At 35.1% G+C, this 16,903-nt stretch carries 13 protein-coding genes and 4 pseudogenes; 13 read left to right on the top strand and 4 right to left on the bottom strand.

Annotated features, from left to right (window positions below):
• Window positions 1-46 precede the first annotated feature (46 nt).
• Window positions 47-811 carry a hypothetical protein gene (locus BLS38_RS12595; protein ID WP_092750152.1) on the top strand — a complete coding sequence of 255 codons (765 nt, stop codon included), beginning with the start codon at window positions 47-49 and terminating at the stop codon, window positions 809-811.
• 112 nt (window positions 812-923) lie between these two features.
• Here BLS38_RS12595 and BLS38_RS13045 read toward each other — a convergent pair whose 3' ends face one another.
• Window positions 924-1,079 (bottom strand): hypothetical protein, encoded by a 156-nt coding sequence (locus tag BLS38_RS13045; protein ID WP_171258594.1) that lies wholly within the window; start codon window positions 1,077-1,079, stop codon window positions 924-926.
• 10 nt (window positions 1,080-1,089) lie between these two features.
• Between BLS38_RS13045 and BLS38_RS13255 the strand changes: the two are divergent.
• The 3 genes and pseudogenes from BLS38_RS13255 to BLS38_RS12580 all read left to right on the top strand — a co-directional run.
• Window positions 1,090-1,203 (top strand): annotated as a pseudogene (locus BLS38_RS13255) (mobilization protein); the annotation flags it as partial.
• Window positions 1,204-1,220: 17 nt separating this feature from the next.
• Window positions 1,221-2,057, top strand: coding sequence for a hypothetical protein (locus tag BLS38_RS12585; protein ID WP_092750150.1), 837 nt, complete (start codon window positions 1,221-1,223; stop codon window positions 2,055-2,057).
• 11 nt (window positions 2,058-2,068) lie between these two features.
• Window positions 2,069-2,695: an SMI1/KNR4 family protein gene (locus BLS38_RS12580; protein ID WP_092750148.1), complete on the top strand. Its 627-nt coding sequence runs from the start codon at window positions 2,069-2,071 to the stop codon at window positions 2,693-2,695.
• A gap of 108 nt (window positions 2,696-2,803) precedes the next feature.
• Here the strand turns inward: BLS38_RS12580 and BLS38_RS12575 are convergent.
• Window positions 2,804-3,471, bottom strand: a pseudogene (locus BLS38_RS12575) (IS5 family transposase).
• Between the two features lie 136 nt (window positions 3,472-3,607).
• On the opposite strand from BLS38_RS12575, the gene BLS38_RS12570 reads away from it, so the two are divergent.
• From BLS38_RS12570 to BLS38_RS12535, 9 genes and pseudogenes are all read left to right on the top strand, one after another.
• Entirely contained in the window at window positions 3,608-4,339 is a 732-nt protein-coding gene (locus BLS38_RS12570) for a hypothetical protein (protein WP_092750146.1), read from the top strand.
• A 142-nt stretch (window positions 4,340-4,481) separates the two neighbouring features.
• Window positions 4,482-5,222: a hypothetical protein gene (locus BLS38_RS12565; RefSeq protein ID WP_092750144.1), complete on the top strand. Its 741-nt coding sequence runs from the start codon at window positions 4,482-4,484 to the stop codon at window positions 5,220-5,222.
• An 18-nt stretch (window positions 5,223-5,240) separates the two neighbouring features.
• The gene (locus BLS38_RS12560; protein WP_092750142.1) at window positions 5,241-5,669 is read left to right on the top strand and encodes an AHH domain-containing protein; all 429 of its coding nucleotides are present in this window, start codon (window positions 5,241-5,243) and stop codon (window positions 5,667-5,669) included.
• 271 nt (window positions 5,670-5,940) lie between these two features.
• Window positions 5,941-7,173, top strand: a complete 1,233-nt coding sequence (locus BLS38_RS12555; RefSeq protein WP_092750140.1) for a hypothetical protein — start codon at window positions 5,941-5,943, stop codon at window positions 7,171-7,173.
• A 63-nt stretch (window positions 7,174-7,236) separates the two neighbouring features.
• Window positions 7,237-7,656 (top strand): hypothetical protein, encoded by a 420-nt coding sequence (locus BLS38_RS12550; RefSeq protein ID WP_092750138.1) that lies wholly within the window; start codon window positions 7,237-7,239, stop codon window positions 7,654-7,656.
• 34 nt (window positions 7,657-7,690) lie between these two features.
• Window positions 7,691-8,845 (top strand): annotated as a pseudogene (locus BLS38_RS12545) (IS3 family transposase).
• Window positions 8,846-9,097: 252 nt separating this feature from the next.
• On the top strand, window positions 9,098-9,619 hold the full coding sequence (locus tag BLS38_RS12540) for an HAD-IA family hydrolase (RefSeq protein ID WP_092750137.1): 522 nt from the start codon (window positions 9,098-9,100) through the stop codon (window positions 9,617-9,619).
• Window positions 9,620-9,722: 103 nt separating this feature from the next.
• Window positions 9,723-10,006 (top strand): annotated as a pseudogene (locus tag BLS38_RS13375) (IS3 family transposase); the annotation flags it as partial.
• A 307-nt stretch (window positions 10,007-10,313) separates the two neighbouring features.
• Entirely contained in the window at window positions 10,314-11,513 is a 1,200-nt protein-coding gene (locus tag BLS38_RS12535) for a tyrosine-type recombinase/integrase (RefSeq protein ID WP_092750135.1), read from the top strand.
• 207 nt (window positions 11,514-11,720) lie between these two features.
• Here the strand turns inward: BLS38_RS12535 and BLS38_RS12530 are convergent, their stop codons facing one another.
• A complete protein-coding gene (locus BLS38_RS12530) occupies window positions 11,721-12,341 on the bottom strand; it encodes a hypothetical protein (RefSeq protein WP_092750133.1) in 621 nt (206 codons plus the stop codon).
• Between the two features lies 1 nt (window position 12,342).
• Window positions 12,343-16,903 (bottom strand): phospholipase effector Tle1 domain-containing protein (locus BLS38_RS12525; protein WP_092750131.1); only part of this gene is annotated, 4,561 nt, incomplete at its 5' end.

Raw genomic sequence — 16,903 nt, 5'->3', positions numbered from 1 at the left:
TCACGAGTTAAAGCGATTCGTAATAATTTTAGAGTGCTAGACACACATGATTTATTTAAAATCTACTGTAATGATTGCTTTCATATTTAGCTATAGCAAAAAGGCCAGAATCATAAGTTTTGGTTATTTGGCTCAAAGATTTGTTTTCTTGGCATTTCTACCGTCAACACCAAATAAAAATATCATCGATAGCACACATCTAGAACAAGTTAAAGGACAAACAACCGTATCAGTACCTACACCTGCAGATATAGAAAAAAAGCCTTTGGTGTCATCAGAAGCGCAACCAGTGGCGAAAGAAATCCCTAAGGCTGAGCAAGTTAAAGTAGGGCAAACGGGTTTAAAAATAACGCCTGATGAGTTTTATAAAAATTATAACAAGGAAGCTGAAAACTTAAATTTATGGAAAATTACTAAAACAGAATATATGAAAGATGGTAAAACCGTTAACTTTAAGTTACATGATGGTTTTTTTATTATTGGTCAGATAGATGCCAATAAGAACTTAGACAAGGTAGTCCTTGGTCTTACATTGTTTGCTAAAAATAGAGATAAAATACAAGATCAAGATTTACAGTTACTAGACATAGGACAATCTACTTTAGTAGCTTTAGATAACAATAATGATGATTTAAAGGTTGGTACGCACCGTGAAGCCACATTAAATGTTGTTCATGGTGATTTACTGCAAGATGGAGAGAGCCTTAAAGGTGCAAATGTTAAAACAGCCGTTGATGAGCATATTATAATTTCTGTTGCCATAATACCTGAGATGCCTGCACTCACCATTCGATTTGAGCCACGTCCATAGTAATAAGTAAAACAGGGCATAAGCCCTGTTTTTTGCTTTAACCCACATTCACCACACCGACCATGCAACCGCACCATGAATTTTCCACAGCAAAAACAATATTCTGTGACCATTAACACATCAACTCATGAGGATGTTCACGCAAAGCTTTTAAAAACTTTTCAGTTAGGTTTTGAATTCCTTTCTCAGAAGTGCCATTGCTTTGAAAAAGATCTGCATATACACCCATGCTCAGCCAAAGCATATGGCACATAAATGTGTGGGCCATTTCAGGATCATTATTAGGTTCTTATCTATTAAAGAAAATGTAAAATAAGGTTAATAAAGAAAAAATACTGTCTGAATTAAATGAGTATTTAACAGAAGAGCGTGATCGTAAATTATTTTTTTAGTGAAGAAAGTTAATCTTATGAATAGACCAAATGCAGAATTCTTTTATTTATCTCTTTTGTATAGAACTAATCAAATTGATTTTTCAGGAATACAAGAGTGGAATAATGAGCAGTTATTAAAAGATAACTGTAGTGAAATTGTTTTAGATATTTCATTTATGGAAGATGAAAAGGAATTTCAGCACTATATTAATTCATTTCAAATAAATAAATTGGAATTAACTAATTATAAAAAGTCTAAAATTTCTTTAACTATTTTAAACAAATTGTTGGTAGAAACTTATGAACCAACTATAGATTACTTTTCACATAGTCATGCTTTGGCAGTGTATATTAATTCTGAATATTTCGATTACCTCCTAGATGATTGTAAGAGTAAAATAAAACACCAAAAGGACTTCTTTTATGATTTAAAAGAGTTAATTAATGTTTATCTTTCTCTTGAAGATTTTGTTTTTGATATCGGTTGTGATTTTTCACATATCAAAGCTAACTTTGATTTAGTCAAAAATAATCCTTCTGTCAATTTTGTAAAAGAATCTAATTGGTATAATGTCAAAACACCAATTGGGAATTTATCATTACAAGAGTGGAATGGAAAGCTACACTGTGTTGCCTATAATGTGGAAGTGGAAACTGAATCTAAAATCGAAAAAATAATGAACTATTTATATAATAAATATAAAAAGAATTTCCAATGGGCTGAACGTTTAGATAATGGATACTTTATTGCCTATGAAGCTTCTGATAATTCAGTCCTATGTACTTATGCTTATTCAATAGGTATAACAATTTCCTTTACAAGTGATGAAATTAGAAAAGAAGAAACTAAAATTCGACTTCCAAACCTTTGATGTGAAATGAAATGATGAATAAAAACTTAAGAAAAATTGATACTTGGCTACAAGATCATGCACCAAAAATTTTTGAACTATCTTTAAATTTTCCTGTAACAGCAAAACAATTAAAGAATTTTGAAGGTTATTTAGGGTTTAACTTACCTCAAGACTTTAAGGATTTATATTATTGGCACAATGGTATGAATGATGAAGATAATATGGGTAGTTTATTCCAAGGTATGGAGTTATTATCATTGGAAAATATAAAAATCCAGCGTTCAGGATTTGAAGATGAAAAAGCACCTTTGGAACATACAGACCCACAAGTTAAAAAGGATAATGCATTTAATAATAAATGGATCAAATTTAGTCATGATGGAAGTAGAACTGGCTTGTACCTAGATTTGGATCCAACAGAGTTAGGAACAGTAGGACAAATTATTTTTGTAGATTTTGATTATGATGTTGGATTTTTGGTCGCAAAATCTATAACAGATTTAGTTTCAGTATTTTTAAATGATTTAAATAACCAACTTTATTTTTTAAGTGAAGATGCTTTAGATGATGATCAAGAATTTTTGGAAGCTGATCCAACAATAGACATTATCAACTGGCATGATAGTGAGAGATGGGCTCATCCTGGATTTGAATAGTTTTAGTAGTTAAAACTCTAGCCTAAATCTACACGCAGATTTAGGCCAAAAAGCTGTAAAAAAATTGATATTTTAAGCTAGATTGATATGTCATATTAGGGCGTGCCCTCATTTGGCTTTACACCAAATGAACAAACAGGTGATATAAAGCATAGACTGATAATTACGTGCTAGCTTATCAAAATCAGGATTTGATTTCTTACTATTAGATATTAAAGGAATAATAGGAATCATCTTTCGATTTCTAGCAGATACTCTGATCTGCTAAGTATCATATCCTTTATCTGCAATCAAATAATCAGCAGAGTGAATTAGATCTATAAGTTGTTCTGCAACTTGACTGTCGTGGATTTCACCTCCAGTGATTTTAAAATCAATCGGTAATCCATTCGCGTCGGTTGCAAGATGAATCTTTGTTGTTGGTCCACCACGAGATTTTCCAATTGCTCTTTTGAAACCATGCCGAGCTCCGCTTGCATGCTGATGCACGCGTATGTAGCTTCCGTCAATGAATACCCATTCTTGATCCAGACTGCCTCGTAATTTAAAAAAAACTTATCCCATAATCCCTTTGTTGCCCAACGATTAAAACGGTTATAAGCTGTTTTCCAAGGACAAAACTCTTCTGGAATATCCCGCCATGTCGCACCTGTACGGAGTTTCCACAAAATAGCTTCCATAATATTTCTACTGTTTTTTGAACAGTAGCAACAATAAAATCTCATGGTTTCTTGAATTTGTTGCCAAATATCATCTGTGAGAAGAGTACGTGCCATTGATAAATATAGGAATATAGATAAATGAGTGCTTATTTTAGGTGTTTAAATATCATTCATCAAATGAGGACACGCCCTAACAATTGCAATTTATTTTAATTAAAATCCATTTTATTAAAAATAAATGGAATACCTAATGTTATCTCCTGTTTGGTTTAGCCCTATTTACTCATCCAAAGCGCAAGAAACTAAAAAATGGTTCGGTACAAGTTTTAAAGACATCGTAGATTACCCCGAGTATAAAAAAATTGAAGAAACATATCCGAGAACAGATGCACAGCAACAACGTTATATGCAAATTTTAGATGCAAGGATTGCATTCAAAAATAATTATTTAGATTTTCAACCTATTCCTAAAGAAAATGCACCCACGATGATGTATGGCGAAGGGCTTAGAAAAGATCTTCATCAATTTCTGCCTGGTTTTTTCAAAACCTTGGACAGTTTAGTGGTCACCCAAGAATGCCTTGATCTTCTGATGCAGTTTAATTTAGGTGAACATATTCAGTTTTTCCCCTTACCCCTGTATGACCTAGAAAAAAATGAATTGGTTAATCATGAAACCTACTATGTGATGAGTATTGCCGACTGGCGCTCTTTTCTTATGCCTGAGTTTTGTGAAGGTCGGATAAAAGACAGAGATGTTATTAAAAATGGATATCACATCTATGCTTTAGGTGTGGGTGAAGAATTTGATAATGCCATCGCACTGTCATCTGAAGCATCAAACTGTGATTTAGACCTATGGCATGATCCTGCTTTAGAGGACTCTTTATTCATGTCAAATCGTTTGAAACAAGCTTTAGAGAACGCAGGATTTTTAGCCAATTTCCATATTTGTGCAACTAAATTGATCCATAAATCTTAAAATGATAGAGATTAAAACTTTCAATCAAGTATTCAAATTTTAAAAATACAAGTAAACCACGACAAGTAGCGACTTCTCGCCCTAACAATTTCAATTTATTTTAATTAAAATCAATATTCTTGATAAAACAATGGAATATTCGATGTCATCTCCTGTTTGGTTTAGCCCGATCTATTCAATGAAAGCGCAATCTACACGAAGAGCCTTTGGTACTAGTTTTAAAGGAGTTTTTGACTACTTAGAAGAGTTTACTCTTGAAAAAGAGTTTTTGGAACGGCCTATTCGTGGCAAAGAACCACCTCGTTTAGGTGAGATTCGTCGTCAGATGATTCCATTTAACGATAAACTTTTAGGTTTTTATCCTATTCCTTTAGAAAATGCCCCCACAGCCCTGTATGGCTATAAGCTCAGCCCCAAAATTCATCCAACCTTCCCTGGTTTTTTTCAGACAAATGATAGCTTAGTCGTCACCGATGTCTGTAAAGCACTGTTAGAGCAATTTAATTTAGGGGAGCAGATTCAATTCTTTCCTGTCCCTCTATATGATGCTGCTACTAATCAACCAGTGAATGACGAAACCTATTATGTGATGAATATTGCCGACTGGCGCTCTTTTCTTATGCCTGAGTTTTGTGAAGGTCGTATCAAAGATCGAGATGTCTTGAAGGATGGACATAACATTTATGCTTTACCTTATGGAGACGAATTTGATAATGCCATCGCACTCTCGGCTGAGGCATCAAACTGTGATTTAGACCTATGGCATGATCCTGCTTTAGAAGATTCTTTATTCATGTCAGATCGCCTCAAACACGCGTTAGAGCGGGCCGGTTTTTTAGCCAACTTCCATATTTGTGCAACCAAACTTGTTCATAAACAATAATAAATAGAGACCATACAGATGACAAACACGCCAAAAACCTTTAATGCTGAGTTTCAGATTCATCATATTTTACCCACCGAAGTTTTTAATAATGAAAGCTTTGGCGAAGATCTAATAAGAATTCTAGACGGTGTAAATCAACTCCAATCTGCAAATAACCGTATTGCCATGTTTACCACTCAAGCATCGGCTGATCTATTTAGAATATTGCAAAATCAAACCGCTGAACTTCGAAATATTGAAACTGCTGGCACATGGCATAAGGGTTTCGGACATAATGGGTATAATCGTGCCGTAGAAAAATCCTTAAACCGAATTTTTAATGGCGAGGTAATGCTACCTCCTGAACTGCAACGCCTTGCAGTCATTGACTTACAAGCCACACTCAAAAAATGTTCATGGACGGTACTGTTGATATTTATGCAGAAAATGCTCAACAGCGTGTGACAGATTATCTTAATCAAAATGCAATTAGTAATGAAGAAATTATTAAAAATGCCCCTAGTTCGGAAAAATTATCCCCCCCTCTGATCGCTATACATTAGCCGAGCAAAGACTCAGTCAATATAGTGAAACCAATATAAAACACCCTGAACTTCTTAAAGATCCGATCATTTATAAAAAAGATGGTACTGGCTCTACATCTGATATTGAAAAAGGTGATAACTCCAAGGCTAGACAACTTTTCAAACAAGAGTTTGCTGATGCCTTCCTTGATATGAAAAAAAATGGCAATTTTGATATCGCTATCGATGAAATGGTGAAAGATTGGGAAAAAAGTAAAACCACCGGTATGAGTCAATATACTTTTGACCATGCAATCAATGCTGAACTGTATAATAAAGGTTTAGTCACTGATGCACCTTCTGAACCTGTTGAACTGAAAAAAATGCTACCAACTGAAGGGACTGAAAAAACGACTTCAGAAAGCAAATGGGGGAACAGTAATACTAAACCAATTGCCGAAGGTACATCAGGTGCAAAAGCTTTTACCGGTTATCAACAAACACATAGCAATTATGAAAGATATGTCAGTGCTGATGGCACACTCACCATGGATGAGTCACATTACCGTGATTTTGAAGCCTTTGTCGATAAACTGCGTAATGTCTCTGTAGATGGAACAACAGTAGGAAAAGTCGTTGAATATCTCAATGATCGTGCCATTGGTGGCAAGGTCGGTGGATTGCTCATTGGAGCAACTTTCATCAATGATACGTTCGATGGATTGGTTCAAGGCATTGATACCGGTGATTGGTCTAAATTTAGCGCACAGGCCAAACAATCGGGTACAGAGCTAGTGGTGGGTACGGCAATTGTTGTCGCAGGTATGGAGGTTATTCCTGCTGTTGCTGGACTATTAGGCATTCCAGTACTTGGTCAAATTGCACTTGCAGGTCTCACAGCTTATGGCGCGTATCAAGGCGGAAAAGTGATTGGTGAACTTGCATTCAAGCTATACGACTACTTCCAACAACATCCAAACATATCAATGACCCAAGAGATTGCCAATTGGTTTAACCAACAAACAAATAATCTTTTCGGTCATGGATTGAGTTTTGATTTACCTACTTTTAGCCAACTCTTTATCGCAGCAGAAGAAGTAACGAGCCCATTAATCTTAGATTTAAATCACGATGGTCGTCATGTTGGAACAACCTCTCTAATTGACGACAGCATTTACTTTAATCTGGTTAGCCAAGGTAATAAAGAAAAAACCGCTTGGGTCGATACAGAAGACGGGCTACTTGTCCTTGATAAAAATGTAGATGGAAAAATTGATACTGGCAATGAACTTTTTGGAAATTATACCCAACTCCAATCTGGAGAAATCGCAGATAATGGCTTTGATGCTCTTGCAGACTATGACTTGAATCATGATGGTCAAGATGATATCTATAGCAAGTTACAAGTATGGCAGGACATCAATCACAATGGGAAAGTAGACTAAGGAGAATTACGTTCTTTGTCGGAAATAGGTATAACCAGTATTCGCAGTAATTTTGATGTGAGCATGTCGATTGATGAATTTGGCAATGCACATAAAGAAACCAGTTCATTTACTTGGGCCAATGGTGAGACTGGTACAATCGATGATGTTTGGTTTAGAACTGATACGCTTCATCCTTTAGATGAGTCACTAGATATACAAGTATCTAACCGAATAAAGGAACTGCCAGATCTACAGCATATTGGCAATATGCAGAGTTTACATCAGGCAATGGCAAGTGATTCAACAGGACATTTGACACAATTAGTTGAGGAGCTAGTACATACGAGTTCGATGTCCAACAAATGCAGCTTATTGGATAACCTACTGTATGAGTGGGCAGGAGTTTCTAGTGTTATTACACAAAATAAAGCACCTGGTTCTCCCTTTGATGATCGCTTGATACTGATCCTAGACAAAAAAGTGGACAAAAAGTCCCTCTAAAGCTAACGTAAAATTAACTTTGGAGTACCATCTTATGGCTAAACGTTTTAGTCAGGAATTTAAGCAGCAAGCAATCGATTATGCACTTGCAAACTCACACGAACTATTAGCATCAGTTGCGGTAAAACTTGGTGTTGGTTATTCAACATTAGATAAATGGATTCGTACAGCAAACCCTGAAAATTAAAGCAAGCGACTATTATCATCAGAACAACAGCGAATACGAGATTTAGAAAAAGAAGTCAAACAGCTCAGAGAGGCAAATGACATCCTAAAAAAAGTACATGTGTACTTTCTCACAGATCAAGCCAAGCCAAGAAAAGTACACGCCAATTCATAGCATGAGAACAAAGGGTATCACCCTCGCAATTGCTTGCCAATGTTTAGCAGTCAGCCCTTCAGGTTATTACGCTTGGCGTAAAAGAGAACATACGTTAAGGCAAGAATATGATGATCTCAAGGCAGTTTATTGGCAACACCATGCAAGGTTAGGTGCACCATCTCTTGTCCATGATATGCACGATTTAGGCTACAGTATGAGTGAGCGTACTGTAGGTCGAATGTTAAGTCGGCTTAGGCTGCGTAGCAAAACAGCCCGTAAATACAAGCATACAACGGATGGTTACCGACAGCACCAAACTTGTTAAACCTTCAATTCACAGTGTTTAAACCAAATAAAGTCTGGACGACTGACATTACGTACATTCGTACAAAAGAAGGTTGGCTGTATTTATGCGTGATGTTGGACTTATTTAGTCGGCGCATTGTGGGTTGGCAAACCAGTACACGAATAGACCGTCAATTGGTCTGTGACGCATTTAACTACGCACTTGCACGTCAAGGCTATCCTAAAAACCTAATGGTACATTCTGACCAAGGCAGTCAGTACTGTAGCCGTGATTTTAGGGCACAGCTATTAACCAACAATTGTATTCAAAGTATGTCACGTCGGGGGAACTGTTGGGATAATGCCGTTACGGAAAGCTTCTTTCATACACTCAAAGGGCATGTTGTAAATGACAGTGTATTTTCTACAAGAAAAGAGGCCAATTCAGTCTTGTTTGATTATATTGAAATTTACTACAATCGGATTAGACGACATTCTGCAAATGGTTGGTTAAGCCCTGAGGCTTTTGAACAAAACTATTTAAAATCTTTAGAGGGATCGAATCTCCATAATTCTGTCTAGGATCAGATAGTTAAAGTGATTTAGAGTTTTATTTGAATGCTACTGCAATAGATGCAAATGCTTTGGCTTTAGAGTCAACCTGATTGCCTTAACTTCCGCAAGAGGTCTAATAATGATTTATAAATTACACTTATTCGGTCAGTTAAAAGTAGAAGTGTGACCCACAATTCAGATTAATTAATAGGAACCTATTATGAATAATTTAAATGATGTAAAAGTTTTAGCTTTTGATATTTTTGGAACGGTTTTTGATTGGCTTCGTCTATTGTTGCAGAGCTAAATAGAATGGAAATGCAAGTAGATGCTAATCAATTTGCTTTAGATTGGAGAGCTGGGTATAGACCAGCTCTAGATAAAATACTTACAGGCGAAATAAATTGGGTTTCTATTGATAAGATACATCGTTTGATACTTGAAGAATTACTCATCAAATATAATGTTTTACATCTATCTGAAAAGGAAAAAAGTGACTTAAATTTAATATGGCACCGACTGCGCCCTTGGGATGATACAATCCAAGGGCTAAATAAATTAAAAGAGAAATATATTATATGTACGCTATCCAATGGAAATATTCGATTACTTATTGAAATGTCTAAATTTTCTAATTTACCTTGGGACTACATTTTTTCAGCAGAAAATTTTCATGCTTATAAACCCTCACCAAAAACATACCTAGGTGTAGCAAAATTATTAGATGTAAAGCCTAATGAAATTTTAATGAATGAAATTGTAGGAAAAGCTTCATTAGATAATTTCTTTATTAATATTTAAAAGCATCTTTTTAAACTAGAAAATAGATACAATCCAAGCGAGCTATGGAAACTTCTAAGCAACTAAAGATTGTTCTCGAACTCACAACCAATATTAAGATGGCCAATATACTAGTCATGAATGGCAGATGTTTCTAATGCATCATAATCTTAAAAGTAGTGAGAGGTATAGAGAATACTGCCAACAATGCTATTATAGAAAGCTTTTTTAGCTGTTAAAACAGGAGCGAATTAACAAGAGATCTATGCAACTAGAACAGGTGAGTGAGAAGATATCTTTGAAAATATTGAGATGTTTTATAATCCAAAACGAAGACATGGTTCCAATGGACAACGTTCTCCATTAGATTATGAAAAGGCACATCAAAAGATTGTTATATGTATCTAGAATTTTGATAGCTGTTCACATATATCTATTACCTGAACCTCAAAAAACTAAATCTCAGAATGTTTCAGATTTAGGCTATTAACATCGATATACCATAAAAATAATTAAAGTGTTCCATGATATATAAAATCAATAGCGAAAATTATGGTACCTAAAGTGGTTACTATAAAATAATTATTTTGAATAATATTTTTATAAAACAAAATCTTAAAACTTTATGTGATGCGTAACATACGCATCATATAAAAATCTTCCTATTTTGATATAATTAATTTAATTAGTCTCCTAATAGGTTTTATAAAAATTTATGAGTCTTACTGAAATTAAAGTTCGTCAAGCTCAGTGCAAAGAAAAAACTTGTTTTTTATCTGACGAGGATGGACTCAGTTTAAAAATTGATCCAAATGGAAGAAAGTCTTGGTGTTATCGTTACACGGATCTAAATACAAAAAAACGTCGTCGGATTCAGCTAGGAAATTATCCAGATCTATCTTTGAAAAAGGCACGCCAAATAAGAGACGATTTTAAAGATAACAATTTCTGTTTTGAACAAACTCATCATTCCAAAATAATGACTTTTAGTAAAGTAGGAGAGGAGTGGTTGCAATTTAAGCTTAAAAGCTCATTTAGTGATTCACCTCGATGTGGTGTATTCGAGTTAGCAGGAAAATGTTTACAGCATGATATTTATCCTGACCTTAACAATATGACTTTTCAAGATATTAAACGTTACGACTTGGTGTGTGTGATAAAAAAAATAGAGGAACGTCAAGTAAAAGAACCTGTTAAAAAAGCTTGTAGCTATCTGAACCAAATTTACGACTATGCTGTGGCGATGGGTTATTGTGAATACAATATTGCACATGGTTTAAATAAAATTACCATTAACAACAAAATAAAGAAAAACTATCCCTATTTAAAGTCCAATGATATATTTCATTTTATGAAAAAACTACAAAAATTGGCGACTCATCCAATTATAAAAAAAGCACTGATGTTTAAATTGCACACAGGTGTACGAGGTGCTGAGTTACTTTTAGCTGAGCCACATCATTTTGATTTAGATCGTAAAATTTGGAGAATTCCAGCATTACATATTAAACAGTTTAGGCGAAAGGTTCTTTTATGCCATGATATTCCAGACTTTTTAGTTCCACTATCAGATCAGGCTTTAGAGATTTTAAAAGATGCTCTGCAATGGTCGTTTGGTGAAAAATATGTTTTTTCTAGCCCGCGCAAACATAACCAACCAATTCATTTTAATACATTAAATACGGCTATACGTAAAATGGGCTATGGTAAAGACCAATTATCTTCTCATGGCTTACGTTCTACTTTTAGTACTATTTTGAATGACTCAGGTTTGTTTCAAGATAATTGGATTGAGGCACAACTTTCACATATTGATACGAATCGTACTCGTGCTAGCTATAATCATGCCGACTATTTAACTCAACGGACTGAAATGATGCAGTGGTGGAGCAACTATTTAAGTGATGCTAGATGATAATCATATTTTCATTCAAAAATTAATTTGAGCCTATAAGAGATTTTGTGTAATCTAGTTTTATAAGCTTTGTTGTACGAAAATTAAAAAGTTAGGTTTACCTGTTCTGTTTAGGATCAAAGGCGTGCCGTCAGAGTTCGGCCCTAGATATTTCAGTACTTGTAACTTTTTGAGCTCATTACAATCACCCCAATTTATGGTAACGGACTAACGAGCCCAATCTGTCATTGAGCCTACAGCAGAAAACCAGTGATAATTGGTCTTTACAATCGCTGAACCATCTTTTTGAATTTCAATGGTAATTAAGAGCTCAGTTCCTGAAGGTAAATAACCTTTACCTTTTAAGCGCTGTTGTTTCTTTGCTTCTTGAAGCATTTCTTTGGGATGAATGATTACCTTATGCCATGCAGAGGCAGGAAGTTTGTCAATGTCATCATCTATTTTTTTATTAATAGTAGCCATCTGATTTCGATATTCTGTGACATCATAATCTGGTAGCCTTGCCGGATAGACAATATTCAACTCTTTCTCATATTGCTCATCGGTTTTCCATTTGGCATATTCAAGTACCATGGTTTCTGGAAAATAATTCTCGTCAAAACAAAAACGACTGGTCAAGGGAAAGTTATGCGGTTGATAGTATTGCTTTTCTTCCTTATTTAAACGCATACAATCTGGATGGCTATTGGAAATGGCCCGAATGGCTGCTAAATTTGGATATAAATTATTATCTATTCCTATTTCCATATTAGATGATGTCATATCGGCACAACTTACCTGAGAGAATGCCATAGCTATGAGTACTGCCCATTTAATATTTTGCTTCATTTTATTTTCCTTGATAGGTGAGTGTTGTGCCATAGTGATTATTAATCCAATCCAAATAACTTTTGATTTGTATTTTTTCATTAGATTTATTATCAGTTCGATAAAGTACCGTTCTTGGATCAGACTTTTCATCGGTATACGGTTTGCCTGTTTCAGGGTTGAGCCCTAAAGATTTTAGTTCTTGTAGTTGTCTAAGTTCATCACAGACCACACCAAACTTATGGCAACGACCCCATGCTTTTTGGTACGCTTGTTCGAGCTCTTGGCCTTTCTCAAATTTAGATTTGCCTTTTGCCTGAAACTGCAAGGTATCTTTCCAGTTTAAGCCTAAATGCGCAAAGGTATTGTGTTGGTTATTATTTTTTGCATCGCCATCATTACTTGCCCCAGACCAACGAAACTCACGACCCGGTTGCATAAGAGCTAGACCAGGTGACCGTCCTAGACCTGCTTTAATATCTCCAACACTGTCATGTACAACAGGATCCATCACTTTATTGTACTTTTTGTTATCAATGACACCTTGGTTGAATTTTACGCCAACATTTTTTGCTTGATCAATCATCCACATTAAAGGTACTTTATTTAAGTCACCTTCTGAATAACCACCACCAATGTCTGAGTGTGCTCCCATAAAGCCACGTTCAATTTTAACTTGTTGATGGTTTTTGGCTTTATTTTCAATATTATATTTTGAGGTATCATTCGCCTTCGCATCGGCAATACTGGTGTAAATAGATCGTGCCATGAAGTTTTCTCGATGTTCATTGACTGCTACAGCATGTGCTACGTAAGCAAATTTATCACTGACAGAAATAGAAGCATGTATGTCATTGCTTTCTCGAACGTCATTTTCAATGTTGATGCCCAATGATGGAACTGTATCCCAAATGCCTAAAAAATTATAATTAATATTTATCCCTAAACATTTAAGCTTCTCTTTATTCAACTGTCCCCAATACTTAGTCAGACTACCTGCGAGAACTGGATCTCCACCATATTTATAGTCTTGTTTAAGTAAGTAATCGAGTTTACTTGCAAACATTCTTGCACTTGCAGCACCTCGACTAAATCCTACGACATCGATAGGTATTGAAATCTCTTTGTAGCCATTTTTGTCTTTGGTAATATTTTGGTGTTCGACCACTTTTTGCATATATTGTGAAAAATATATAAGCATCTGGTTGACACGCTGAGGTAGTGTTTCTCCAATACCTGCATCTAAGTCATTATATATTGATTTAAGACCTGTATATTGATCTGTTGTACCTGCTCCAGAAATATAAAAACCCTCAAAATGATTGCCCGTAACATTCTGAGAGAATGTCTTATTTTGGCCGGCCCATTGAGTATGTGCAATATCAATTCCAGTACTTTTTTGATCTACAGAGCCATCATACGCATTTCTAAAGCGTACGACATTAGACTCACGGTTGTCATCGCCCGCACTATTCAAAAAATGACGATCAGCAGGATTGTTATCTGTATTCCCTGTACCATCAAATGCAAATAGGAGTAACCCTTGCGGATCAAAAAATTGATTCGGTTGTTGATTCACATAACCATATTGGTTTTCACCGCCCTTGAGTCCCAAAGGGTCAGGACTGATATAGCGTCCAGTGGTTGGGTCATAATAGCGATAACCGTTGTAATATAGCCCCGTTTCTCCATCAAAATATTGACCAATAAAACGTAGATTGAGTTCAATGTTTTGAGATTCAATTTCAGCTGCACCAAAAAGATCTGGACTTTTATCTTTCCAAACCACTTGTCCTTGATCATTGGTGAGTAATCTTGGTCGCCCCATATAATCATTAACAGCATATAAAACATTGACCTCATCTGAATGAATAAGTCGTTCAAATACATTTAAGCGTTCGGTATTGGCTAGTGCTGTAGGATGAATATAATCCATGACTGCAAGTAGACGTTGCCCTGTATAAATATATTGCTTGGTGATATTGCCTGATTGATTAAGTTCAGCCGCAAGTTGATTTGCATGATAGTAATAGTATGTACACAGCCCATCTTTGACTGATTCGTAGACACATTTTTTTACCCTTTGACCGAGGTGGTTATAAAAGTAATTGGCAACCAACTGCTTGTTATGCCAGACACGACTTAGTAATCCATGCTTATACTCAAAATGAAGATTACCTTGTTGCATTGGATAGCTTATTGCTTCACCAATATGATTGTACTCAATGTTATCTAGCTGTTTGGCTGTTAAATATCCATCTTTGTATTTATTGGCCTGCCGCTGTTTTTTGACAAAATCTTCACTGATTAATCGGTTCCCCAAGGAATCATAGAAAAAAGCTTCACGTAAACTGTTATCCATATTTGCATTTAAAATGACATGATTATTTTCATCATATAAATATTGTCTAGTATCTTTTAAAATTCCTTGTGTCATAACACTACGTATACGATGTAGATAGTCAAAATCCCATGTTTGGCTAAGTAGATCTTCATTATTTAAATGATAGTTTAAGCCTTTCCATTCACTACGTGCACTATATAGAAAATCTAGATGAACTTTATTACCAAATACATAATAGGTTTGATTATCTTGAGTTTGATTTTTCTCAATCAATGTCTTACTAAAGAAATGATGTGGTAGCTTATATGTTAAACGATGATGATCTGTTGAAATTTCAGTACCATCTGCCAAGCTTAATGTTTTAGGGTGACCATCTTTATCATATTCATAACGAGTAATGATAGGCTGTTTTAATTGATCCAGCCATGTTCTGCTCAATGTCATTCTTGCATGTGTGTCATATTCAAACTCTTGACGCTGATATTTACTTTCAATACAAATGAGCTGTGCCTTTGCATAGACATATTTAATGTCATCAAATGTTTGATCTCCTATAAGTAGTTTCTTTCTGATTAACCTTCCCAATTCATCATATTCAAACTGGGTACGTTGTTCCCCTTTTTTTATTTCTAAGGTCTGATCTCTTTGTGTATATCGGTATTGTGTATCACCTTGTATCGTTGACCTTTCAATATTGACTCGTCCAAAATCATCTAGGTCTTGTTTTGTTATCGTACCATCATCTAGGCGAATACTTCTTTGCTTATATGTATTTGAAAGTATTGTTAAATCTGGCGATAATAACCCTTTACCAACCATAGGTATACGCCACTGCGATATGAGTTGATTTAAGCCATCATAGCCAAATATATAGGACAGACCACTGACTTGGTTGGTCACAATTTTTTGTTGTCCTATATACTGCATATCTAAAATATCTCCCTTTAGGGAGTCTGCTACACGTATGAGACGTCCAAATTCATCATACATGTATCCTATTTGTTTATAATCACCTTGTGGGCTCAACGTTTGAATACTTTTATATTGATTTTCTGTGTTAAGTGAGTAGATACTCAGGCCATTTTTAGCATTCACATCACCAATAATACGTCCAGCATTATCATAACTATATTCTTGAATAATATTGTTATTTTTATCATATCGACCCATGAGTTGCCCCAATGAGTTATATTTATATTTCAGTAAATACTTTTCTTGTTTAGAAGGTAGCTCAAGTTCTATTTCACTGATTTGAGTACTCTGTGAATAGCTTAATCTTGTAATTTCTTTTACAGTATTTACATCATCATACTTTGTATACTGTATTACTCGTCCTAAATCATCATAGTTTATGGTTGTTTTTTGATGTAGGAAAGGATTCTCCCATGCAGAGATCCAATTTTTATCATTATAATGATAAATCGTAATATTATTTTTATTATAAAATTTGTCTACAGGTTGACGATCTTCAAAAAGAACTCTTCCTTTTTGATCATAGCCATATCGTACAGTTTTTTGAATAGGCTCTCCTTGTACACTAAAGCCATATTCATTCATCGATAGTAACTGACCGTTTGAATCATATTTATAATATTTATGGTATTTATGCCCTTCATAAATACTTTTTCGGTATTCATGAATCATTTTTCCATTTTGATATTCATAATAAATCGTTTGTGAATCTATATTTTCACCTGTAAGTGTTTTCGATTTTATTTGCCCAAGTGAATCATATGATATAAGAACCGTTGATAATATATTTCCATCATCAGCGAGTTGAGAAATTTCACTGATCCATCCTTCTTTTGTGTATCGATAACGTTTATTCACTTCCCCACAGCTTGAACATCCTGCACCTTTAACCTCTAGTAACCTAAATTGTGTTCCATCTATTTCATATTGATAGGTTGTTTTTATACCAAGACTATTGGTCAGCGTGTTTTTATAAATATAATTTTTTGTGGCCATACTCACCTGTGTTGCAGGCGTAATCTTGGCATCAAAATCAATTTTCACATAATTAACATGGTCTGCCTGTTCACTGACAATGGCACGGTTCCACTGATCATAACTCCATCGGGTTTCGAGTTGCCATTGCTGGCGATTTGAATCGAGTCGCCATTTTGAAGTCAGTTGGTGAGGGAGTTTACCTTGATAAGCATATTTGAGTCTTTCACCATTCGGATAGACCACTTGAACCAAGTTATTGTTTCGATCCAGAAAGTACTCATATGCACCC

Origin of the sequence: Acinetobacter boissieri (genome assembly GCF_900096955.1) — a bacterium.
GTDB classification, from domain to species: domain Bacteria; phylum Pseudomonadota; class Gammaproteobacteria; order Pseudomonadales; family Moraxellaceae; genus Acinetobacter; species Acinetobacter boissieri.
This window is presented reverse-complemented; position numbering and strand designations above follow the sequence as displayed.